16 protein-coding genes are annotated in these 22712 nt (G+C 35.3%); 1 reads left to right on the forward strand and 15 read right to left on the reverse strand.

Annotation, left to right across the window (positions count from 1 at the left end):
* Nucleotides 1–97: 97 nt before the first annotated feature.
* A complete protein-coding gene (locus ACFFU9_RS07180) occupies nucleotides 98–1147 on the forward strand; it encodes a site-specific integrase (protein ID WP_379860714.1) in 1050 nt (349 codons plus the stop codon).
* Between the two features lie 75 nt (nucleotides 1148–1222).
* Here the strand turns inward: ACFFU9_RS07180 and ACFFU9_RS07185 are convergent, their stop codons facing one another.
* The 15 genes from ACFFU9_RS07185 to ACFFU9_RS07255 all read right to left on the reverse strand — a co-directional run bounded on the left by ACFFU9_RS07185 (nucleotide 1223) and on the right by ACFFU9_RS07255 (nucleotide 22227).
* Nucleotides 1223–2308: a Fic family protein gene (locus ACFFU9_RS07185; protein WP_379860715.1), complete on the reverse strand. Its 1086-nt coding sequence runs from the start codon at nucleotides 2306–2308 to the stop codon at nucleotides 1223–1225.
* A gap of 191 nt (nucleotides 2309–2499) precedes the next feature.
* Nucleotides 2500–3111 (reverse strand): hypothetical protein, encoded by a 612-nt coding sequence (locus tag ACFFU9_RS07190; protein ID WP_379860716.1) that lies wholly within the window; start codon nucleotides 3109–3111, stop codon nucleotides 2500–2502.
* 44 nt (nucleotides 3112–3155) lie between these two features.
* A complete protein-coding gene (locus ACFFU9_RS07195; RefSeq protein ID WP_379860717.1) occupies nucleotides 3156–3563 on the reverse strand; it encodes a BfmA/BtgA family mobilization protein in 408 nt (135 codons plus the stop codon).
* A gap of 890 nt (nucleotides 3564–4453) precedes the next feature.
* Nucleotides 4454–5089, reverse strand: a complete 636-nt coding sequence (locus tag ACFFU9_RS07200) for a hypothetical protein (RefSeq protein WP_379860718.1) — start codon at nucleotides 5087–5089, stop codon at nucleotides 4454–4456.
* A complete protein-coding gene (locus tag ACFFU9_RS07205) occupies nucleotides 5079–6086 on the reverse strand; it encodes a cyclic GMP-AMP synthase DncV-like nucleotidyltransferase (protein WP_379860719.1) in 1008 nt (335 codons plus the stop codon). The genes ACFFU9_RS07200 and ACFFU9_RS07205 overlap by 11 nt, the downstream gene beginning before the upstream one ends.
* A 13-nt stretch (nucleotides 6087–6099) precedes the next feature.
* Nucleotides 6100–6717: a Cap15 family cyclic dinucleotide receptor domain-containing protein gene (locus ACFFU9_RS07210; protein ID WP_379860720.1), complete on the reverse strand. Its 618-nt coding sequence runs from the start codon at nucleotides 6715–6717 to the stop codon at nucleotides 6100–6102.
* Nucleotides 6718–6790: 73 nt separating this feature from the next.
* Nucleotides 6791–8797, reverse strand: coding sequence for a BREX system Lon protease-like protein BrxL (brxL, locus tag ACFFU9_RS07215; protein ID WP_379860721.1), 2007 nt, complete (start codon nucleotides 8795–8797; stop codon nucleotides 6791–6793).
* A gap of 1 nt (nucleotide 8798) precedes the next feature.
* Nucleotides 8799–11336 (reverse strand): BREX-1 system phosphatase PglZ type A, encoded by a 2538-nt coding sequence (gene pglZ, locus ACFFU9_RS07220; protein ID WP_379860722.1) that lies wholly within the window; start codon nucleotides 11334–11336, stop codon nucleotides 8799–8801.
* Between the two features lie 2 nt (nucleotides 11337–11338).
* The gene (pglX, locus tag ACFFU9_RS07225) at nucleotides 11339–14875 is read right to left on the reverse strand and encodes a BREX-1 system adenine-specific DNA-methyltransferase PglX (protein WP_379860723.1); all 3537 of its coding nucleotides are present in this window, start codon (nucleotides 14873–14875) and stop codon (nucleotides 11339–11341) included.
* Nucleotides 14876–18379 (reverse strand): BREX system P-loop protein BrxC, encoded by a 3504-nt coding sequence (gene brxC / locus ACFFU9_RS07230; RefSeq protein ID WP_379860724.1) that lies wholly within the window; start codon nucleotides 18377–18379, stop codon nucleotides 14876–14878.
* Between the two features lie 3 nt (nucleotides 18380–18382).
* Nucleotides 18383–18973: a BREX protein BrxB domain-containing protein gene (locus ACFFU9_RS07235; RefSeq protein ID WP_379860725.1), complete on the reverse strand. Its 591-nt coding sequence runs from the start codon at nucleotides 18971–18973 to the stop codon at nucleotides 18383–18385.
* Between the two features lies 1 nt (nucleotide 18974).
* On the reverse strand, nucleotides 18975–19571 hold the full coding sequence (locus ACFFU9_RS07240) for a BrxA family protein (protein WP_379860726.1): 597 nt from the start codon (nucleotides 19569–19571) through the stop codon (nucleotides 18975–18977).
* A gap of 128 nt (nucleotides 19572–19699) precedes the next feature.
* A complete protein-coding gene (locus ACFFU9_RS07245) occupies nucleotides 19700–20698 on the reverse strand; it encodes a helix-turn-helix transcriptional regulator (protein ID WP_379860727.1) in 999 nt (332 codons plus the stop codon).
* Nucleotides 20698–21960 carry a type II toxin-antitoxin system HipA family toxin gene (locus ACFFU9_RS07250; protein ID WP_379860728.1) on the reverse strand — a complete coding sequence of 421 codons (1263 nt, stop codon included), beginning with the start codon at nucleotides 21958–21960 and terminating at the stop codon, nucleotides 20698–20700. Before ACFFU9_RS07250 ends, ACFFU9_RS07245 begins: the two co-directional genes overlap by 1 nt.
* 3 nt (nucleotides 21961–21963) lie before the next feature.
* A complete protein-coding gene (locus tag ACFFU9_RS07255) occupies nucleotides 21964–22227 on the reverse strand; it encodes a helix-turn-helix domain-containing protein (RefSeq protein ID WP_379860729.1) in 264 nt (87 codons plus the stop codon).
* Nucleotides 22228–22712 lie beyond the last annotated feature (485 nt).

Consider the following 22712-nt stretch of genomic DNA (forward strand, 5'->3'; position numbering starts at 1 on the left):
GAAGTAATAAATTGGCAATAGATAAAAGTGAATCAGAGGACATAGAAATTTTTGCTCCAAAGTTCTTTCTTTTTTAGTTACTCCACAACTTTTTGTGTTGACCCGTAATTCTATAGTAGCGCAAGAAATCAATCGAGAGCTTGGCGTAATTAAAAATAGGATTTACTCTATTCAACACCAATTTCAGAGAGAGGAAAAGGAATATACTGCCATCGATCTTCGCGATGCCTATTTGGGAAAAGATAAAACACACAAAATGCTCTTAGAAATATTCCAAGAACATAACGACAAAGTTGATAGTCTAATAGGAAAGGATTTTGCCGCCGGAACTGCTGAACGTTATCGTACTTGTAAAAAACACGTAGCAGACTTTTTAAAGAAGAAATACAAGAAAAATGATATTCCTATACAGGATGTTGATAATAAATTCATCACTGGACTTGAATACTATCTTAAAACGACTCGCAAGTGTGCTCACAACTCGGCTATCAAGTACATTACTAATTTTAAAAAGATAATTCGCATTGCACACGCAAACGATTGGATCGATAAAGATCCTTTCTTACATTGGAAAGGTAAACTTAAGATTGTTGAGCGTGAGTTTTTGACGGAAGAAGAAATTCAAAAAATCATAGATCTCGATCTAAAAATGGAACGGCTCGACCAAGTACGTGATATTTTTATCTTTTGCTGCTTTACGGGTCTGGCGTATGCCGATGTCAAAAAGCTAAATAGAGGTGATATTAGCATGGGTGCAGATGGTGAGGAATGGGTGAAAACAAAACGCTCTAAAACAGATACCAGAAGCAACATCCCGATTTTGCCCATTGCCAAAACGATTATTGAAAAGTACAAAGACAATGAGCTATTGAAAGAAAAGGATTTGGTGCTGCCAGTACTTAGCAATCAAAAAATGAATGCGTATATCAAAGAGATTGCAACTTTAGCCTGTATTTCCAAAAACCTAACCTTTCATTTGGCCAGACATACCTTTGCGACTACAGTAACTCTAACAAATGGTGTACCGATAGAATCTGTCAGCAAAATGCTTGGACATACCAATCTTAAAACCACCCAGCATTATGCTAAGATTTTGGATATGAAAGTGAGTAAGGATATGGAAATTTTGAGGAATAAGTTTAAGTGACTTGCTTTAATAAAAAAATATAATAGTCAGCATACCGGACACTCACTTCATAACTTCTATCAGTAAAAGAAATAATTAAGATGCTTCCAAAACAGCCATCAATCTGTGGTTAAGATATAGTTTTTCTTTACCAACTTTTTCAGAAACCAAAAAACCAGCTTTCTCTAATGCTATTAAATAATTACCTACGGTTTTAGGGGTACCTAATTTGGCTTCAATTAAAAACTGTCTTTTTGTATAAGGCAATCTAAATAATATTTCAACCAATTCCTTGGTATAAACTTTCGGCAACGTTTCTTTAATTTCTATAGCCATTTGTTCCATTAGCTTAGTTACTTCCTTTAGACGTAGCAACCCTTTGTTGGCAGTATATTTTACCATTTCGAGCATATAGAGTATCCACGCTTCCCAATCATTATTTTCGGTTACCTCACGTAATTTATTATAATAATCCGCTTTATTTTTAATGATATATTCACTTAAATAAATAGCAGGTGTATCTAATAGCTTTTCAAGCTTTAAATAGAGCAACAACAAAATACGTCCTGTTCTACCATTACCATCACTAAAAGGGTGTATCGCTTCAAATTGATAGTGCATTAAAGCCATTTTAATTAATGGGTCCATAGCGTTTTCGCCATTTACAAAGGTTTCAAGGTTAGCCATCTTTTCTCTTATAACAGCTTCACCTGTTGGTGGTGTGTATATGGTTTCGCCATTGGCATTTTTTAAAGCAGTTCCTGGTGTTGTTCTAATACCCGCTGTATTCTTTTTAATGCTTTGCACAATTTCAATACATAAGTTTGTACTTATAAAAGGGCGTCTTTCTATGTCACGTAAACCATTCCAAAGTGCTTCTTTGTAGCTTATAACTTCTTTTGTTGCTGGATTATCAAACTTTTTATCTGCAACTAAAGACTTGTACAAATCGTCATTAGTAGTTATAATATTCTCTATCTCAGAACTTGCTTTAGCTTCTTGTAAATGGATGGTATCTAAAAACAATGTTGGGTTTGGTAAATTAGTAAGCATACCATTAAGTTGTGCTAATGCTCTACTGGCTTCAATTGTCTTCCGCAACACTTTAGTAGTTTCTAAAGTTGTTTTAGGTGGTAATAATGGTAGGCTATTATAAGGTATGTTTCTATTAAATTTTGACATGTTAAACGAGGGTAAATAGTACTTGTATTATCTTAACGAGGGTAAATATAATGAAATTTTACCTTTGTTTTTGCAATAAGAGTAAAAATTACGCTCGATAATTTTTTATCTTTTACCACAAATTCCTCCTTAATTTGGCAATCATACTACTTATAATCTGCGCCAAATCCATTCAGTCTAAAATCTTCTCATTATTTTTTTTCTCTCATTTGCTTCAAACGATTTACATAGCCAGAGATTGGACTGGTCTTTTTTGGTTCTTTCAATTTAAAATCGTTTCTCGCAAAAATCTTCGCAATCATTTGCCAGTTATCTGTTTTCCATTTTTTTAATTTAATGAAGACATAGAATTTTCTAGCTTCTATCTCTGACCAATTATTTTTCTTAAAAAATGAAATGACCTCACTTTCATTAAAAATAACCTTAAGCTGTTTATTAAAGTTTTCTTTTGTTTTATGTTTATAAGAAGATACCAAATTTTGGCTGGGTTCTGGAACGAAGTTGGCCAAAATTTGGACTTCTTGCGTACCAGTAGTTGTACCTCTTTTGGGACAAGCTCTGGTCATTTTAATCTTAGAACCTCTTGATGGATGATATGACGGATAATATTTTAAATATCCCCAGGCATCCAGGTCCCGTAAGTGATTATGATACGTTGTTTTTGATTTGATTTTTGCCCGTTCCATTATTAGCTCACGATTTATGGTAAGCGTATCTTTGAAAAACTTTCGGTTCCATAAATGGAAAAACGCCAAGTATAAAGAGATATGCCCTTGTTTAATACGATTATCATTATTAAACATTTCCAAAACCGTATTAAGCTGTGTGATGTAGTTTACCTTCTCCATTATTCATCAGTCCTTGGCCTTTTGATTTTCTGAAAACGCACTTCCTTTATTTCTGGACGATTTTTTTCCAATATCAATTTCTGTTTAGGCGGTTCAGCTTGTTCAAAAAGAGATTGTAACATCGTTACAGTCGGTTTGGTTTGGTTCTTTTCAATATCTTTCATTATGGCAATCATTCCATTCATTCGTTTCTTAATGAGTAAAGAAATTCTCTTTTCTAAGGTTTCCATATTTGGTCCTATTGACTCTGTTGGGGAAATTCCATTTTCATTAAAAAATTCCATCATTAAGAGCAATGTCATCGATTGCGATTTCAAGAGCATTTTACTAAATTTTCTAAATTCAATCGCTACAGACCTTTTGATCTTTAGCGTTTCAAATCCTTCTTTTTCAAATCCCTTATCCATAGTTTTTAGTAAAATAATTGCCTGTTTACGGTCGTTGCCAAGTGTTTTTAGTAAAAAATAGCGATTTTAGCCAATTATCAAAAATTAAAAAAACTTTGCTATCGCCTATATACACTAAGTTTATAGTATAATCGTATAATCGTAACATTGCGAAGCGTGTTACCCTCTTGCTATACGATTCCTTCATTTCATTTCAGGGTCTTAATACTTTTCAACCAAGGCTGAAAAGCTATTTTAAGAACTTTAAAACACCATTACTTTTTTAGTAACAAAGTGAAGTTAATTATTTTTAAACACCTGACAATCATTTCAATAAACTAATTTTTATATTCGTTTTGGATAGTTTTATTTGATGTAATTTGACATACTTTCCCTTTTAAAATCACATACTTATTATATCTTGAGCGTTTTCCTTTTCTTTTGATATTGAATTTTATGCGTTGGAATAATCACTAAGTCTATTTGTAGCAAAAAGATACAGATTAGGGTTCAAATTCAATTTCATTCACTTACTTCCCATAGTGCCATCGCCGTTACCTTTTCGTTAACCGGAACAAAAATTCTGAACGAGTAAGAACTTATAAAAGTGAGAGAGCGAACGGTTATGCAGTTCGTCTCGGGCAGAATTTTAATCTTTGTGTAGAAATAGGTTGTGGTATCTTTTTATTAGGCGAACGCTGTCGCTTTTTCTGCGACTGGGTTCAAGATGTTCTAGTGAACCGCTTTTCTCGAAATGCAGCCCTTCGACTACGCTCAGGACAAGCTTTTTTGCGAAATGTAGAGGAATGGGGTGAAACGGTCCGTAATTACTGTGTAAAATTGATCTCATGAGCCGGTTAGTAATATTATTCGGCTCACAAATAGGAGTTCCACAAGTTGAACAATCTTAATTAGTTTATTTGAAGAACATTTTTAAAATGCTTTAAGTCATTATAAAGCAAATCTTTATCAATTATTCTAAACACCCTATAATTGTTACAATGTAATCCGTGATTACATTTTTTTAGACTCTGACCCGAATTACAATAACACAAATCCCTTATACTTAGTTTTTTATTTTGTAACCTTTGTAGCAATAATCTCCCAATACTCTTGACATCATTTATACCTAAAATATCCTGATATGATTGTACTATTCCCATTGAACCATGATCGTATTCGTCATAGCAATATTTTTTATTGATTTCGTAATATGAATTGTTCTGGAAATACCTAATTACAATCTCATCTATAAAATTTAGTAAAGATTTTATTTTGGTTTTTAAAAGTACCTGAGATTTTGCCGCGGTAGTAAAACAACAAGAACCTGAGTCAGTATAGATATGCCTATCCAATTTATTTGGAATGCGTCCTCCAACCTCTAAGACCGTTGGAAACAGTGCTGGGTATATATCTAGTTTTATAATTACATCGTAGCTATCACCATCTGGCAGAAATAATTCACCACTTAAAGAATTACTCTCCAAGTGGTAAACTAAACCTTTATGCTTTGCTAAAACATCTTCAATTTCTTTACTAATATCCATATGGCTTTGGCTTAATAATCGCAGCGACTAGAGAACTTTTTAGATGATTACTTTTAAATTCTTCATCTTTGTCATCACCTAACGGAAACCTATTCCCAAATTGATTCTTTCTTAATATTTCAGATGCTGCTTTAAAGTTTTTTTCTTCATAAGCCTTATCACAATCCTCTTTAAGGCTTTTAAGTGTTGACAAGAAGTTTGATTTTCTAGTTTCGCTGTAACTTTCAAAAACATCTTCATCTGATGGGGTTGTTGGTCTAAAACATTTAAATCCGTTATGTCTATTCAGTTCTGCATCTATAGATTTTACCGTTTCTCTAAAAGCTTCGTCTAGATTGTCTGCATCAACGTAGTGATTAGTTGCTAAAATCGTCAGCTCAAATCCACTAGGTAGCTTTAAATTGGAGTTTTTGTTCTCTCTGAAATTTTTCCATGCTTTTAAACAACGCACTATTGCTTCTAATCTAGACCTTGTTTTCTTTTTATCGTTAAACCACTCATAAAATTCTTTGGGATCACTCTCTATCCAGCCTTTTGATTTATGAGCAAGTTCAATAACATCATCGTCTTTATAATAAATAGGTAAATCTATGTGATGTCCATCTGCATAAATAACTCTAACACAGGTTGTTTTCCTAATGGAGTCCTTTCCGGTATGATTCTCAGTTGCTTTATATACCCAATCGTGCCAGGTATTAATCGATTGTTTAACGTCATCATCATTTCTTTTGATAAAATAAACGCCGTAATCAGTATCATAGTCCAATAAAGGTTTTCCCTCTTCATCATAAGTTACTAGTGGATTTACAGTAGTTCCCATCTCTGAAGACCCTTGAGGATGAAATTTAGGTTGAATATTGTCTGGTTTGTTATCTCTAAACCAATTTTGTATTTTCTTTTTAAGCTCTTTTCTGCTTTTTTTTAAAGAATCTTTTCTACTCTTATTGAGTTTAATCTCTTTATCAAATTTATTGTACTCCTTGTTTAATACTGCCATAGTTATATATATATTAGAAATCGTGATTTTTATTATTACTTACCCATTTCAAGTCCTTGAATTCTCCTTTGGTTTGGTACGGACTTCTATTTGTAAAATAGCGTCCAGATAGCTTCTTTTCATTTCCATCTTTAATGAATTTAACTACCTCTGTTCCATAGTGTGGTGGGAAGCCTTGTTCGGTGCTCCCTTCATTTAGGTAGTTGTAAATAAGATTGAAATGTTGCCCGTCTTGTGTGTGCTCTATGTACATTCCTTTATTTGAAGAAGGTGAAGACATAGAACCATCGGTTTTCTTAGTGAAAGATGAAATAGTTACATTGCTTCCTGTTTGTGAAACAATTTTTATGTGCTCAAGCTCACCTGTTTGAAGGTTTCCTTTCTCATCTAGAAACTGATATATCAATCGACCTTCATATCTGCCGGAGAAATCTTCTACCCAAAACAGCCAACTAAATGGTTTATATTTCCACAGATATTTTGTAATCGTTACTATCAATAGCGTAAGAATACTGAAAACCGATATTGATAATCCAAACGATTCTTTAGTCAAATAGATAAGAAGAAATCCACCTATGATAAGAAATATCAAAACTTGTGGGTGGTAATACTTTAAATAGTCTTTTTCCATATTGCATTGTATTTAATATTAATAATGCAATACTACGACCTTACTATGCAAAGTAATTGCATAGTTTCATTGTTTAGAGTTTTAGATATGTTAGTTCACAAGACTTACACTTTCGTTTGGTTTGATCCAAATCCGCAACACTGAATCGTTCTTCAATTTTCTCAAAGATGTCCAAACCTCTTCCAAGTGTAATTTTCCAGCCATTATCTGCTGCAATAAAACGGTCGTGATGATTCTCAAAACGATACGTTAAATGAATGCCTATGCTTTCAACATTTTGGGCTAAGTCGTCAAAAGATGCTTTTGAATCATTCAAATACTCTTCGTGATTCCAAGTGACAATCTCCAAATTAATTTGGTCTTCGGGATCTTTATTGTTGCTTAGCATGATGCAAAATTCCAACAGGTTTTTAAACTGATAATACATCCTGATATAGGGGTCTTGGATCGTAATATCTTTAGCACCAGATAAATAATTAGCAAAGAGTTTTTTATAGGAAATACCCGTTTGATTGTCTTTTAGAATGACTTGATGTGGCTTTAAATCCAATCCTGGCTTAACATTTGGATTTTCAGAATCTTCATCTTCGGTTTCTTCCTTGACTTCAACCGCAGCCTTATAATTCAAATTTTCTAAGGTTTCAGGATACACCTCTACGGAATTTGATAAAATAGTATATTTGAATTCTACAGGTTCACTTTTAAAAGTTTCATCAATAATATACAATTGATCTTTTACTCGTTTTCGACCTTCTACACTAAAATCCAAAAGCTCTAAAACTTCTTTTTCTGTTGGTTCTTGGTTGGGATAAATCAATTTTACCAATCCTGAAAACGATTTTCTAATGGCTGTTTTATCCCGCGTGGTTAATGAACCATCAAGTTTTACATACGTATCTAAAATGGATGAGAAATCATACTTACGCATGTCGCGAAGCAACTCTGCTAAATAATCTACTATGAAACCATATTCCGATGAAAACACCGATGTTTTCAAAATACGTACTTCCCAACCAGGGATATACATGTGCATTCTATCTAAAAAAGCCCCTTTTAAATAGCCTTCGGGTATGGATTCAAACAAATGGGAATTCTTCAACATATACGGCACGTTGTGTTTGGTGTTCCCAACAAATGCCATGGAAGCTGTGGCTTGATAGGTTTCTTTGCCTCTGTTGAAACTTTGGTTTGCCATGTAATTTTGCATAATCTTTACCAAATCGCCATCGGTACGTTTGCCACCTTTTTCTTGTTCAAATTCATCAAGCGCCACAACGTCCCAATAACCAACTAGTCCGATTGTGTTACCTGTATTGTTAACAAAAAGTCTAGCTTTAGAAACATCGCCGCCCGAAACCAAAACACCATGCGGTGAGAGCTCCGAAAATATATGTGACTTTCCGGTACCTTTTGGACCCAACTCTATAAAATTATAATTATTTTCCACATGCGGAATTAAACGCGATAATTGAATAAACTTATCGCGTCTGTTAAAATATTCGGGGTTTAACCCAATGCTATGCATCAACAAATCGAGCCACTCATCGGTTGTGAATTCTTTTCTTAAACCGATGTATTCCTGCAAATCCACATTGGACACTTGAATTGGTTTTAAATCAATTATGACCCATCGCATTGAAATATCATCCGCATGGGAATACCCAATATTCAAAATACACCAAACACCACCGCCGCTCAATAATTTTTGGTTATCCATAACCATTTTATCGGCAATGGGCACCCCTTTTAATCCCAAACTCGCAAACTCTGCTTCATATACATTTGCTCTATCATTAAGCGACACAGTAATTTTATCAATGATTTTATGGCTGCCGCTGTCCCTGATTTTGGCTTTCACAATTTCAGCATCAGAGCGGTGTACGTAATTATCACGAATCACGTTTTTCACCTTTTCAATACCAGCCTTAATAATGTGATCATCATCAATGGCACAATACTGCCCCAATAAATATTCCAAAACATACACGGGTACTGGGTTACTGCCTTTTACCAATGCAGTTAAATCTTTGCGGACAACCTTGCCTTCAAAATGCTTTATTATTTTTTCTTTTAGTTCCATGTTAAAAATCCGTTGGTATTATGGTCATATTTTGAACGCGTTCTTCTATAATTGGATTCAATTTATCGTCTGTATCAAATAGCTTCAGTTTTAAAAACGGTTCCCTGGCAGCTTCAGCACTCAAAATCAATTCTACCCGAAACAAACGTTCGCTAGGTGATTCTGAAGTGAAATTCAATAGTAATTCTTCCTCATTACTCACTAATTGCGACTCTTTATACAGCCCCACTTTTATGTTACGCTCTTTTTCAACACGAGAGACTTCATTTTCTTGAAGAATATTCAATTTCAAAATATTGGACACCACACGATACCCCCCTTTATTAATCAAAATAGGGTTTACTTTTTGCGTAACATCCTCGCGTTTTCTGGAACTTTCTATAACCGGAATCACCAGTTCTTGCAAACTGCCACCGCCATGTACAAACTGGTGGCCAACACCGCCTTTATTATAGCGGTTTACCGAAAAAGGAATCGTTACAAACACATCATCCTTAAATTGTGTGGTTGCCGAAAGTGGTATTGAATAACTCAATTCTTTATCGGAACTTTCCGAAGTGACAAAATACCGATTGTGGGATTGCATCATGGTTGCATTTGGCAATTTCTCCTGATCCTTTTCTTCAATTTTCTTGTCATGATATAAAAAACCATGGTCTGCCGTAACAAATACTTTGGCCACATTATAGGATGCATGCAGTAATTTCACGAACTTTTTCAACTCAAAAACAGCATCTTCAACGGCATCAAAAGTACGTCTTTCCGAAGCGCGCGTATCGCCGGTTGCATCAATCACATCATGATATACATACACCACATCATTCTTAAATATCTCGCGTATTTCAGGGCGGCCCAGTCCGTCCAACGTGCCGTATTGTATGGCTTTTGAATTGGGGTTAAACATTTCCAATATTTTGCTTCGGTAGGTGCTTGCAGATGATACGCCATCAATTTTTATATCGCCATCATTAAAAAGCTTCTCATTTCCGGGCAACAATTGAGCCATGCCAATATTGGTTTTTGATGGAATGGAAGCCAACATATAGCGCATCTCAGCCGTATTTTTTGTATCGCCGTGCATTTCAGAAAGCAATTCATACCCTGCTTCATAACGCAAGGCATCCGAAATAACCACCACTACTTTTTGATCGGCAGGTGCAATTTCCGTAGCATAAAAATTGTACTGCTTTGGTAGGTTCAGGTTGGCATAATCAAACTTAAATTGGTTTAAGCACTTTAGCCATTCTCGGTTTAAAAGATCGGTATGCCTATCATAACTGGTATTTAATTCTGAATGGATTGCCTCCATAGCAATATGTTGAGGAATATCAGAACTATCCAAACTCTTATAACTTAAAATGGCCCGTCTGTAATTGCTGTCTATTTTGTATAAACGGTCTGTATAATGATGCACATACGCTTCCGGCGTATCTAAAATATAGGTTTTAATGCTGCCAATATAGTCGTGCATTTTAGCCACTTGAATCAAATATTTTAAGGCTTGTTTTACGGTTGCGCCCACATTGGGTTGCAAGCTCAAGGTTTCCAAGCGTTTTATAATGTCTGATGGTGCCGAAACCAAATGCGATTGCACCTGGCTCACAATGTCCCAAATCATTTCGGTATTATATTCAGCAAAATTGGCATCATCACCATAAACCTCAATCAGTTTTGAACCTTTTATGTCATTACTCACCAACTCTAAAAGGGTTTCAAACTTTGGTTTTAAAGTAGGGTTTCTATCTACTTCTTGCAGCATTTGGTTGAGTCGAGTGAGTTGTGTGGTATCGTCTATTTTGAATTTTGAATACGGATCATCCGTTTTCTTTTCTGTAATGGTTTGCATGAGGCTGTTGTACAGAATACTTCGTGCCACATCCAACAAGCTGGCTTGGGTGATGCTTTGGATGGAAAAACCCGTTACCTCATAAATGCGTTTGATGACCACATCCTCAAAATTGAGCTCGGTTATTTTCTTGACCACTTTATCAAGTTCCGTTGGTTTTTTATCTGTACTTAACGTGAGTAATTTAGCGACTAGAATGGACCAGCTTTCTATGGCTTTAAACTTTAAAAAAGCGGACACCAAACCACGTTGTAATTTAGGTTCTTCAAAATGGGATGCACTTAAAATGGGGGCGCAAACCTCCTGAACCCCTGCATATTTTAAAGCGCCCATATATTTAGATACCAATGATTTTTGATGGCGTTGCAAATGAAAATCTTCCATAAAAGCGCCCACATGGTCTAACTGCAATTCTTTATTGGCAAGCCATAAGCCCATGAGCGGAAACTCCTGAAACGCATCTTGCGTGTTGGGTTGTTTTATTGGCAGGTACAACAAAACCTTTTCGCTTTTTAAATCTTGGGTTAATTTGCATTTTAAAATGAACGGATTGTTTTCCCAAAATTCTATATGAATGTCTGCCAAATCCAATGCTTTTACTTCTTCTTCAAAGTCTTTATGTTCATCAAAAAAGAAGAGCACGCGAAGCGTTGGAAACCGATTAAAATAACTTTCTATCTTTTCTTTTATCATGCTTATTTAATTTTTGCCACTACCGTTTTAAATTTCTCATAATTAACGGTAACGCCATCATCCAAATCAAATTCTATTTGGTTGTCTGCCACATCTTTGAGTTCCAAATCGTAGATTTCACATTCTGTGATGTCTTTACGCAGTTGGTCCAAGCGTTTGGCTTCTTGGGTGCTCAAATTACTTTCATTGGATAGCAATATGGTTTCTTCCGATCGTAAATTTTTAATATGCTCCAGCAAATAGTTGGCTCTTATTTTTTCGACGGTAAAAGCGTTCATCCGATGCATATACACCAACACCTGAAACGCCCCTTTTGGCGATGCAAACAACCAATAGATGGGTTTCTTTTTATACATGCTGCAATGGTACTTATAAAAATCCTTGACCAAGAATTTTTCTATGCTGCCATCTAAACAGTCTTGTATAAAATTGACATTTTCGGTACGGGTATCATGCCCCCAAATGGTATCCAACAATTGCTGAAACTGCTGCAAAGCATCATCGGGAAAATTGCAGGTTTTGCCCATGAGCGGGATGATGGCGTCTTCATCAATGGTAAAGGAAGCCCCCTGGCCCCCGAAGGGGGAATTGTAGGACGCTAACTCCTCGGCTTTTGGGTTGGGGTGGGCAATGTTTAAACCGGGTTTATCCAAGCGGTAACGCCCCATGAACAAGCCGATGGCATAACTGATGAATTGGCTGATGACTTCTGCTTTGTTTATTGGCAATGCTATGGCATCTTTACCTTTGGCACGAAACGTTTTTTCTAAAGCCTCTAAATCTTTACTTTTAAGTTCTTCCTGTAAAATGGTAATGTCTTTTAAAGGCACGTCTGGGCTCAACTCTTCTTGCAATCCATAAATATCTATAAAAATGCGGTTAAGCGCTTCTTCATTGCTATGCAGTTGAAAAAAGGCTTTGGTAACCTCGGCTTCCCAAACTTGGTAAGCGGTTTTTAGGTTTGATGCTTTATTTAGTAATGGTGATTGGTTGAAATCCCATGAGGTTTCATTAGAATCCCAATCAATTTTAGACAAAAAATTACATTGATTTACAATTTTTTCCACTTTTTTTTTCTCCTTTTCATTTATTATAATTGGAAGTTGAATAATATTCTCAACTTGACAACTTAAGGTAGAATTGTTAACCCTAAAAAGATTTATTCCGATTACACTTCCAATTAAGCCTTGTAAATAAATAAGATTTTGACCATTATCCATAATCCCTGAACCTCTTACATCCCACAAAAAACCATTGGGGTAATATCTTGCTGCTATAGAATTTGAAACTGTATAAGACCAAGATACATACTCCTTAAGATAAAATTCTTGAAAACCCTTTTTTCCTCGAGTCTTATCTTCAGGTCCATTTTTCCAGTAAACAACATAATCTTGCACTCCATACCACTTCCGAAAAACACCTCCTTTGTTGTAGGGTACCCAATATTGTTTGTCTAACTCAACATCTTCCATTTTAGAAAAATAAAAGGGTATTTTACATTTTGAAACCTCAGTCCAATTCCTTAAAAATTTATCATTATTTCCAGTAATAATGCCTTGAAAAGTATCAACATAATCCGTAATTCTATTCCCAACATCAAAGATTTTAATCATTTGTTCACTTACCCAGTAAGCTATTGGATTTGACGGTATTTTTGAAAAATTGGATTGGCTGATTTCCTTAAACTCCTGTTCTTTGTTGAGAAAAGCTTGTTCTTTGGAATGAATTGAGTTATTATCAACTAATCTATAGTAAGTAGCAGGGTTAATGTTCAATGTTTTTTTGAAAACAAAAGCAGTAGATTGCACCATTTCGCCACTTAATTCTTCAAATGCTCTTGGTCCCAAATGCAGCATGTTAACGATGCCAAAGTTGTCCAAAATATGGGTTCTTAATTTTTCATAAGAAGATAAAAACATCCAAGAATGTTGGTTAATCATGCCCATTAAGCCCTTTTTTATATTTAAATCCAAACAGGTTTCCATAAACACCGCAAACAAATCTGATTTTGACAAAGGGTAATTGGCGTTTACATAATTTTTCAAACCAACATTCATATTCTTCTGTCCCATATACGGCGGGTTTGCCACCACCGCTGCATATTTGTTGGTCAAAATCAATAGAATGGGGATGTAGTTTTTTAGGCCTTGTAAAATGCTTTTTAGGTTTAGATCTAAATAATCGTCGTTACATAAAGCGGTGTAGCGTTGTTGTATGTGGTTACGGGCGGCTTCACTTAAAACAAGTTTCATCACAGAGCCCAAGTTTTTGGCTTGTTTCATTAAGCGCAAGGCGGTGTCCAGTTCTTCAGCAAAATCCTGTCCGTCTTTGCCCAAAAAGTCTTTGAGTTCTTGTAGGCTAAAGTCTTGTGCTTCTGGCATGGCATACACGTTGGGTAACCAGCCTTTGGCAAACACATCCCTATATTTGGTGGCAGCTTTTAACAGTATGGCAAAGGTGGCGAGTTGTGCGGCACGGTTGTCTATATCCAAACCAAACAAATTGTGTTTCAGTATGGATTCTACAGCTTCTTCGGGGGCGTAGTAGGCTTCCATGTACATTTGGTACAAGAGGTCAAAGCCTTCTACCAAAATATGTCCGGAGCCTGCGGCGGGGTCTATGAGGGTTAGTTCTGTGATGTCGTTTATTAACCCCTCCGTCTTCGGCACCTCCCCTTTTAAAGGGGAAGAATTCTCTACCAAATACTTCATAGAAGTTTTTAAGCCAGAATCTGGATGTTTGTCTAGCCAAATTTTACCTGCGGTATTTTGCACCATGTATTTTACAATCCAATTGGGCGTAAAAATTTGGGTGGCGGCAGGTATGTCTTTGGCTTCTGCTTTTTTCTTCTTTTTAAAGGAAGCAAACACTTCATCTTTCTTTTCAGAAATATAAAATTGGTAGAGCCAGCCAATAAGTTCTACTTCTTTATATTCAGCATCGGTAATAGCATCAGTTGTATTTAGTAAATGTAAAAAACCAGCATCTTGCAGCATGTTGTCTGGCAAAAGCAACTCGGTATAATCATCGATTTTCCCAAAAACCGTGTGGAGCATGGGGTTGTTATGGCAATAGCTAACCAATAACAACGCAAAGGCTTCTTGATCTTTGCTGTAATCGCCAATTATTTTTTTTAAGCGTTGCTGTTCCGCAGTGTTTAAAAAGGCCATTTGACCCTGTCTGGCTTTTTGCAAAAGAACCGGTGTGTGCTCCAAACCTTCGGCGTTTTCCAATTGTGGTTGATCGTAACCGTTTTTTGCCATAATCCGAATGGCCATCATGCGGTTAAACCAGGTATAGGCAGCTTCTTCCACTACGGTTTCAATACCTTTGTGCTGGACTGCTTTTTTGAGAGCTTGCCATAATTTTGGCACATTGGGGTCATCAAACACCTCACCACGAAAACTGTAACCACCAGAAATGGCGTTAGGCACTTCCAAAACGTTGCCTTTGGTGTCAAAACCCCAATACAAGAGTTTTTTGGCAACACCATCCATTAATAAATTGCGTGCTTGCTGCGCAAAGGTTTTGGTATTCATTTACTTGAGGATTATGGTTTTCTTATCAATTAAAAGCTGGGTCATCTCTTTTCTAACTTTCTCCAAATAGGCTTCCAGCTCTTCCATGGTAGAAATCGTGGTGGCGCCTTTGGTTACGTAATAAGATGCAGACTCGGCGGCTTTATTGCCATCTTTGGCAGGAGTAGCTTCTATTATTTTTTGCAGCTCTCGGGCTTTAAAATCGGCAACGCTCAATTGCTTGTTTTTTAAGGTGGCTAACGAGGTAATAGCATCTATGCCATCTAAAGTGTATTTCTTATCTGCATATTTTGTTTCACTAACTTTACGGAGCTTAGCTTCTTTTTCCAATTCTTTAAACACCTCGGCATATAAATTTTTAACTTCTTTTTTGAGTGCCTCCAAATGGTCGATTAAGGCTTGCTTTACCTCATCAAAGGCTTTTTTAATATGGCGGAATTCTTTTCTGGGATCTTCAAGAGCTAAAAAATCATTGATTTTCTTGACCTTATCCATAACGTCTGCCGGCAACATTTTAAAGTTGTCATTATTATCGCGCATGAATGCGTTAATCTCTTGAATGTCGCTTAAAACTCTAAGGGCAAAATCTTCGATGCCTTTGGTAAGATCGAACAGTTCTTTGGAGGTGTTTTGATCTTCAATAAAACGATCGAATAGCTTTTTAAGGTCGCGTGTTTGTATCCATTCGTTCAGTTGCTTTACGCTGGCTTGAAAACAATTGCCAAATGGGTATTTACCGTAATACGTGCGTTCTAATGATTGCTGGGTTCTTAATTTTTTGTCAAGTGCATGGATCAAATCTTCGTACAGGATGTTTTTATCTGTGGCGTTATTGATGGCTTCATTAAAAATGGTTTTATAAGCGATAACGACATTATCCAGTATGGATTGATCTATTTCCTCGCCAGTAACCACTTCGCATGACGCACGTTCTGTGGTGGATACTGCCTTGTTTATAAAATCCACGATAGGAAAACGCTGTTGCCCTTTATACACAAACTCGCGTTTTTTCTTTTTAACCAATTGCACCAACACATCTAAAACCGCTTCAAAACGCCAACCAAAAGGTTCTTTTTCAAAATTATTGATAAGGTCATACACCGTAATTTGATTGTTGTGTGCGGTAATAAAATCATTGACCACCTGCTCTGCTGCCGATAATGTTGGTATTGGAATTTGATTGCTGGCTGCCGATGCTTTAAGTTCGGCTTGGTTGCGCGCATATTCCGAAGATAAATGATGGTTTTTGTAAATGCCTGTAAGATGATGGTTTATGAGGTTTTTAACCCGATCGGTTGCTGTGGTTCCAGAAATCTCATCGCTGTCTAAAACCGTGTTTTGTGAGATGAAGCGTGTTTCCGAGAATTTTTGTTTTAAAACGGACTCAATCTTCTCTTTTAACTGGCTGTTTCTAACCTTGAAATTAGAATGGGTTCTTTCACGATCACCTGTGCCACCACCCGAACTATTACTGAAATATTTATTGGTCTTGCAGTACCATTCAAAATCTTTACGCAACGATTCATCGGCCGTGAACCATTCGTTGATGCAGATTACCACATCTTTTTTATTTAGATCCAAAGCTTTTTGGGCTATGGGCGTTTTGTCGGTAAGTAAAACAGTTAGATTGAAATTACCGTTCCTAAAAAAATCTTTGCCTTCTATGGCGTAACCCATCGTAAAATCATTTTGGCCGAAAGCAAATTTTGGTCCCACTTTAGTTAAGGGACGGAAAAATTCATCAAAAGCTGATAAACGATCATCCAAAATTAATGTTTGATTTTTTATAAGGTTTTGCACGTCCATTTCATCTTCATTAAAGAAGAAGAAACTTCCTTTTTCTTCTCTAATGATACTTTCTTCAACCAAACGGTTTAAAACTTCTGCAATATTTTTTTGTAATTGCATTTTATTTTGATCGAGCGTGTTCATTAACAACACACCCAAATTCTCAATATTGGACGGAAACGTTTGCCGTTGATTTTCCAATAAGTTGGAAATCATAAACAACACTTTTACCACCCGCTCTGCAAACGGACTGTTTTTAACATAGGGCAATTCCAAAGCATTGTTGACCGCTTTTGCTCCTCTGTTGGTTAAATTGGTTTTAAACTGCCTGTTATAAAACGCATCAAATGGCATAAAACCACCAACCTTATCTGAGGCATGTTCTTTTGCTGTAAAATGTGTAATTCCTAAAATGGAACGCTCATTATCCTTTACTTGTTTAATAACAAATTGTAATTGCTGAAACGCCTCAAACACATGGGCTATTAACTTGAATTGATAGGGCACAAACGGATAAGCAATCACAAATTCGTCTTCAGATTTATAACCTTTATATAAGTCGTGATTGATTTTAAATTGATTTTCTATATAATCCTTCTTGTCTTGGTACATCTTGCCCAAAAGCTCAATACCTTGACTGTTTTTATCCAAGACCCTACGCTGTGTAATGTAAGACGCATCATTGCTTTGCAGCGAGATACGCGTATCAAAACGCCCTAAAATTTTACCAAATTCATCTTGAACATCGGTAACGCCATCAGTACCCACAGATACTTCATCCAAAGTTTGTTGTGCTGTACAAGCTATCCAAACCTGGTTATTGCAATCGTCGCTAACCCGTTCTATAATATTCTGAAAGTTTAAAAGAATTTCTTTGTTGGTTCCTATATATTGCGACACTTCATCTACTAAAAACAATAAGCGATAATCTTTATCTTTTTCCTTTAAAAAGGCTTTTAATTCTGGAATTAAAGTCGCGTTGATGCCGATTTTAAAGTTTTCAGGATTTGATAATTTGGCATGCAATGACACAATATCAATCTCTGGCATGAGTTTTTTGGCAATTTCCAAAACGTCATTTAATTGAAAAGCCGCAACGGTTGCAGCATCGGTTTCCCAATTAAAACCCAATTGGGCTTCAATGCCTTTTTTAAAAGCTTCAAATTTTCCTTTTTGATCTAATTGTTTTTCCAACAGAATAGCCAATGGAATATCATTTGGGTTATAGCCTCTGAACTTATTGAACATGTTAAGAAAGATGCGCGTTAAACGTTCTTTGCTACCATCATCGGTTTCATCCTCAACGTTAAACAGAATATTATCACAGTGGGCAGACTCCACCCGTTTTTTTAGCAATCTGAGATTACTGATTGTGATATGATCGTGACTTCCGGGTTTTGTGGTATCATAATTAGCAACGGCTTTTTCAAACGCTTCAAAAGCTGCTTCAGAAGTTTCTATGTTCAACAAATAGTGGACATATTTAATAAAATGCGATTTACCTGAACCGTAATACCCATTGATCCAAATACCAGATTTACCAGATTTTTTGTTTAAAACGGTATCTATAATTTCAAACAATTTTTCAATAAGTTCGTCTGTAAAAACGTATTCTCCAATCTCTGCATTTATGGTGTCTTGTTTTTTATCACTAACAACGACTGCTGGATTAATTTCACGATCAATTTTCCTATCGTATATTTCTCTTAATAACATATATTATGCGTTAATTAATTTAATAGCTCTGTATAAATTTTCGTCTTTTAAAAGACCAAACAAACTGTAATAATTTTTTGCTTTACCAGGATAAAACATAATGAGTTTATAGCCTTTAATGTATTGCTCGAAATTATTAAAAAACCGGCTTGTCCGTAAATACGGAAAGGTGGTACCAAATCCTTTCACAAAAACATAAGCTACTTCATACGGCTTGGCTTGCTCTAAATGAGACTTTATTTTTTGATCTAAAAATGTTAGGAACCTAACATCGTAAGCATCTTGTTTCAGGGCTTTATCAACTGCATCTGGTTTATTTTTTTCATGTAAAAGATAGAAGTCGTACTTGTTGTCTTTCCCGAATTTGGTTTCTTTTAAAAAATTCAAAAATTCTTCAAAAATATCAATGACCATAACATCCAAATAATTATTGGGTCTATGCAATCTATTTTTTATATCTAAAATTTCATTTTCTATTTCGTATTCTTTTGAAGCATCATACATATACATATAAGCTGGAAAAAATAAATCGCCCGTTTGGTAATCTTGAAAATCTTTATCTGCAAGTTGATTGTATAATTGCGTTATTGTCATATTATATGTTCTCTATAAAACAGGCTTTTAAAAACCATTGCCCATTAATTTGTTTAAAATAGCTCCAAAGCATAAGACTCGCCTTTTCAGGTCTATTCAATTTTTTACCGTTGTACATACCAACATCTTTTAATACTTTTCGATATTGGGTGTTCATTTTATAAAAGGTTTTTTCAGACCAATTTGCCACCTCATCATCGTAAGACATAATCTCTTCCATTCTCATTTGTATATCGTAGGCATCCATGGAGCTACCCATTTTAAATTTTTTTAAAGCCACTTCGATATGTATATCTAGAACAAGTGGATATGTTTTTAAACACAAGTAAAACAATCCTAATTTTTGTTCATAATCACTCCATTGGAAGAAATGATTCCAAAAATCGGCATTTACCTGATCATATCGGCGCTTAATTTCTGAAATGATTCTTTTTCGAGATGAATTTGTGGCAATACCAATGACTTTATTCTGTTCCTCCTCTTTTTTTATTAATTCCTTAAAATTCGAGCTCAACAAAATAGTCTCTAAAGCTTTAAACTCTGTAAAAAGTAAGCCTCCAGCGGTAAAGTTAGCATCGTATTTTGTTTTTTTTGGCATTTTTATTTTTTATAAATTTTATTTTAAAATAGAATTATTAGTTCTCAATTTCGAGGCTTTTAAGAGTTTTAATTTTAATTAATATCTTTTACAAAGGTATTATTAAACTGCGCGATATAATTGCATAGTTACTTGTTGTAATATCCTTGCATTGTATTTGACTGTTGTCGCATCTGTTCTTTTAGTTTTTCTGGTTCAAGCACCTCTATATCTTGACCAAAGGATAATAGCTGTTGTACTAATTCTGGATTTATTATTGTTTCAAACCAAACTTGATCTTGTTTATCGTCTTCAAAGAACTCTTCAAAATCAGGTATAAAAGGTTTTGTTTTGAAATATTGTTCTCTTTGATTATAAAATTTCAAAACAACTTTCTCAATGCTCGGGTTGTTTCTTCTAACCCCAACCATTGTTCTAAAAAAAGAATCCCAATCAATGTTCGATCCTATGTACTCAACATCTTCAATTTCATCAAACTCTACAAGTCTTTCATCCAATGGAATACTCCACTCCGAAATATTCATAGTCGTATTTAGTCCATATACAAACCACCTTCTGTTGTATTGCTTTAAAATATGTGGATGGAATTCAAATACTTTTGGAAACTCATCTTTAAAACCTTTAAAAGTTATTTCAAGCACTTGTTTTTTCTTGATTGCAAGATATAATGGCTTAAGGAATTTTATGCCTTTATATTCTTCGTTATGATCGTAAAACAAGATTTTTTTAGCATCGTTTTCTTGTTCCTCCTCATCTTGAAACTTAATTAAGGCTTCCGATAATCGGTTGTATTTTGGGTGATTTTCAAATCGAGATAACAGTTGTTGCGCAGCTTCAACTAAGTATTGTTCATAGTTCTGTAAAGGGCGTTTCGCTATGGTGAAGTTGGCGTCAGAATATTTATAGGTTCTTTGCCCTTCGGGAAGTGGCGCACCAAAACCATTCACGTTGTCTCTAAATACTTTAATGTCGTCGCGTAAGGTTCTTTCTGAAATTTCTTCGCCAGGATATAGTTCGGAAACACCTTCATTTAGAGTTTTTAATAACTCTTCAAAGCCATACGATTTATTGCGAAAGCAATCATCTAAAATATTATATCTTAAGTGTGCGTGCTTGCTATTTGCCATTATTCTATTCGCTTTACTTCTTTTTGGATTGCTTTGATTATATTCTCAGGTATCTCTAATTCCATAGCAACCTCCATCCATCTTGGAATCAATGCCTGCACTTCCTCTATAATCCCTTTAGGATTTTTAATGACAAACTCTTCCGCAATAGTTAGCAAGTCTTTTACAGTAATCTCTGTCCGCTTTCCATTAATTGATAAAGCTCGTGAGGTAGTTTTAAATGTAAATAGCGGGTTGAGTGCATAAGTCAAATCGTATGCGGGTGTTAAATTCCAACTATCACTGTCTTTATTATAGGTAAAACCATGGTTCTTTAAATGATCATCTACATTTCTAAAAATGACATTAAATACCATACGTTTAAAAAGCTGTTGCAAATCTTTATGTGGTACTTCTAGGCCTAATGCTACCTTGAAAACATTCTCATACGACGAATTTTCTGGTTGACTTTTAAAGTCCCATCCCGTTAAACCTGTTACGGTTAATACATGCTGTTTTTCTCCGTTTTGTCTATCGTATCGAAGCGTAGCAAAATGTTTGTTTTCTATAAGTTTTGAGGGCATCATATCAACACCTGCTTCTTGCGCTAATAAATAGTAGGCGTATTCTACTTTTTCTTTATTATAACCATCACTATCATTAAGATGCAGCTTTACTAGATAGTGATTATATTCCTCGCTTGTTTCTCTATCTCCGGCTATAATTTTACCAGTTTCCTTATGCTCTGATATTAAGATTTTAGGTCTTGCGCCACCGGCAGACGTTCCTATTTTGAAAACGTTAAGTAAGGACAGTTCATCAAGAGCTGCCCCAGATGCACCTTCTTTTAGTTTTAATACTTTTTCTAAGATGGTAATGATTTCATCAATATTTATAGATGATGTATTGGGTAGCTCTTTTACGGGTTTATATTCTAAGGCTCCCATACCTCGGTCTGCTACATATGCCAGCTGTTCTAATGGTGTTACTTTTTGGATGCCTCTTGCTGTTAACCATTCTTGAAAAATGATATTTCCAAAAGTGTCTGGCAAGGAATCAGCTATCATAGGTGGTAAGCCTTGGAATGTATCTTGTTGGTATTCCGTGAATACCTGTACTGGTTTGGTTCGTTTGAAAATAAATGGAAAGAGCATTGAGTATTTGCCAGATTCCAAAAATTCAGGATTATATTGAAAAAATGATTTGCCCTGATTTATGTCATACCCTAATTTACCAATCTCTTGGCCAAACGCAATTACATCTATGATTTTATCTCTAGCCATCTATTAATACAATGAAATATCATTTTGATCAATAATAACTTTATCTATTTGCTTGGCTAAAGATTGTAATAATCCAAAATGGTTAGCTACTTTTAAAATAGTATCGAGTGTAGCATTTTTACCATTCTCGATGTTTTGAATGGTAGTACTAGAGACATCAAGTACTTCCGCAAGTTCGTCTCTAGAAAGCCCATTTGATTTACGAAGTGCCTTGCACACCTCGCCAATCTTGACTTTCACATCTTTTATCGTCGTTATCTCTAACATATTATACCAATATAATGGTTAAATATAGGTAATTTGATTTATATTTACCATTATAACACTAAAAATATTATTTATTAATAGAATTGCTTAACTTGGCGTGGGTTGTATGATTCAATTTTAGTAAACTTTCTAGAAAAGCACCAAAATTCAGTGCTTTTCTAGAAAGTTTACTATAATCTGCTCTTAAAATTTAATTTGAACTCATTTATATGGATTTGTACAACCATCTCGCAGAAACATCCCAAAACTCCCAAACTTTTGTTAAAAAGGGGCTAATTCGGTGGAGGTGCTTTTTTAAACCTCTGAAAACATCAATAAAACCTATAAAAAGTAGTAAAATGGATAGTTCCTCTTTCTCCGCAAAGTCAACTGATAATCAATTGGTTATGAGTTCGACACCCGAAATTACACCCAATTCTATTTAGATTTGGGTGTTTTTTTTTGAACTGACCTGCAATCTTTCTGTTACCCGAGATTTTTATAAT

This window comes from Mariniflexile ostreae (assembly GCF_042427585.1).
Classification (GTDB): Bacteria; Bacteroidota; Bacteroidia; order Flavobacteriales; family Flavobacteriaceae; genus Pseudalgibacter; species Pseudalgibacter ostreae.

What these genes read in the sequence shown, in the direction of transcription:
- ACFFU9_RS07240 (WP_379860726.1), bottom strand. Translation starts at nt 19,571, where the DNA reads ATGCCAAAAAAAACAAAATACGATGCTAACTTTACCGCTGGAGGCTTA.
- ACFFU9_RS07235 (WP_379860725.1), bottom strand. Translation starts at nt 18,973, where the DNA reads ATGACAATAACGCAATTATACAATCAACTTGCAGATAAAGATTTTCAA.
- brxC (WP_379860724.1), bottom strand. Translation starts at nt 18,379, where the DNA reads ATGTTATTAAGAGAAATATACGATAGGAAAATTGATCGTGAAATTAAT.
- ACFFU9_RS07185 (WP_379860715.1), bottom strand. Translation starts at nt 2,308, where the DNA reads ATGTCAAAATTTAATAGAAACATACCTTATAATAGCCTACCATTATTA.
- ACFFU9_RS07255 (WP_379860729.1), bottom strand. Translation starts at nt 22,227, where the DNA reads ATGTTAGAGATAACGACGATAAAAGATGTGAAAGTCAAGATTGGCGAG.
- ACFFU9_RS07250 (WP_379860728.1), bottom strand. Translation starts at nt 21,960, where the DNA reads ATGGCTAGAGATAAAATCATAGATGTAATTGCGTTTGGCCAAGAGATT.
- pglZ (WP_379860722.1), bottom strand. Translation starts at nt 11,336, where the DNA reads ATGATAAAAGAAAAGATAGAAAGTTATTTTAATCGGTTTCCAACGCTT.
- ACFFU9_RS07200 (WP_379860718.1), bottom strand. Translation starts at nt 5,089, where the DNA reads ATGGATATTAGTAAAGAAATTGAAGATGTTTTAGCAAAGCATAAAGGT.
- ACFFU9_RS07205 (WP_379860719.1), bottom strand. Translation starts at nt 6,086, where the DNA reads ATGGCAGTATTAAACAAGGAGTACAATAAATTTGATAAAGAGATTAAA.
- brxL (WP_379860721.1), bottom strand. Translation starts at nt 8,797, where the DNA reads ATGGAACTAAAAGAAAAAATAATAAAGCATTTTGAAGGCAAGGTTGTC.
- ACFFU9_RS07245 (WP_379860727.1), bottom strand. Translation starts at nt 20,698, where the DNA reads ATGGCAAATAGCAAGCACGCACACTTAAGATATAATATTTTAGATGAT.
- ACFFU9_RS07210 (WP_379860720.1), bottom strand. Translation starts at nt 6,717, where the DNA reads ATGGAAAAAGACTATTTAAAGTATTACCACCCACAAGTTTTGATATTT.
- ACFFU9_RS07190 (WP_379860716.1), bottom strand. Translation starts at nt 3,111, where the DNA reads ATGTTTAATAATGATAATCGTATTAAACAAGGGCATATCTCTTTATAC.
- pglX (WP_379860723.1), bottom strand. Translation starts at nt 14,875, where the DNA reads ATGAATACCAAAACCTTTGCGCAGCAAGCACGCAATTTATTAATGGAT.
- ACFFU9_RS07195 (WP_379860717.1), bottom strand. Translation starts at nt 3,563, where the DNA reads ATGGATAAGGGATTTGAAAAAGAAGGATTTGAAACGCTAAAGATCAAA.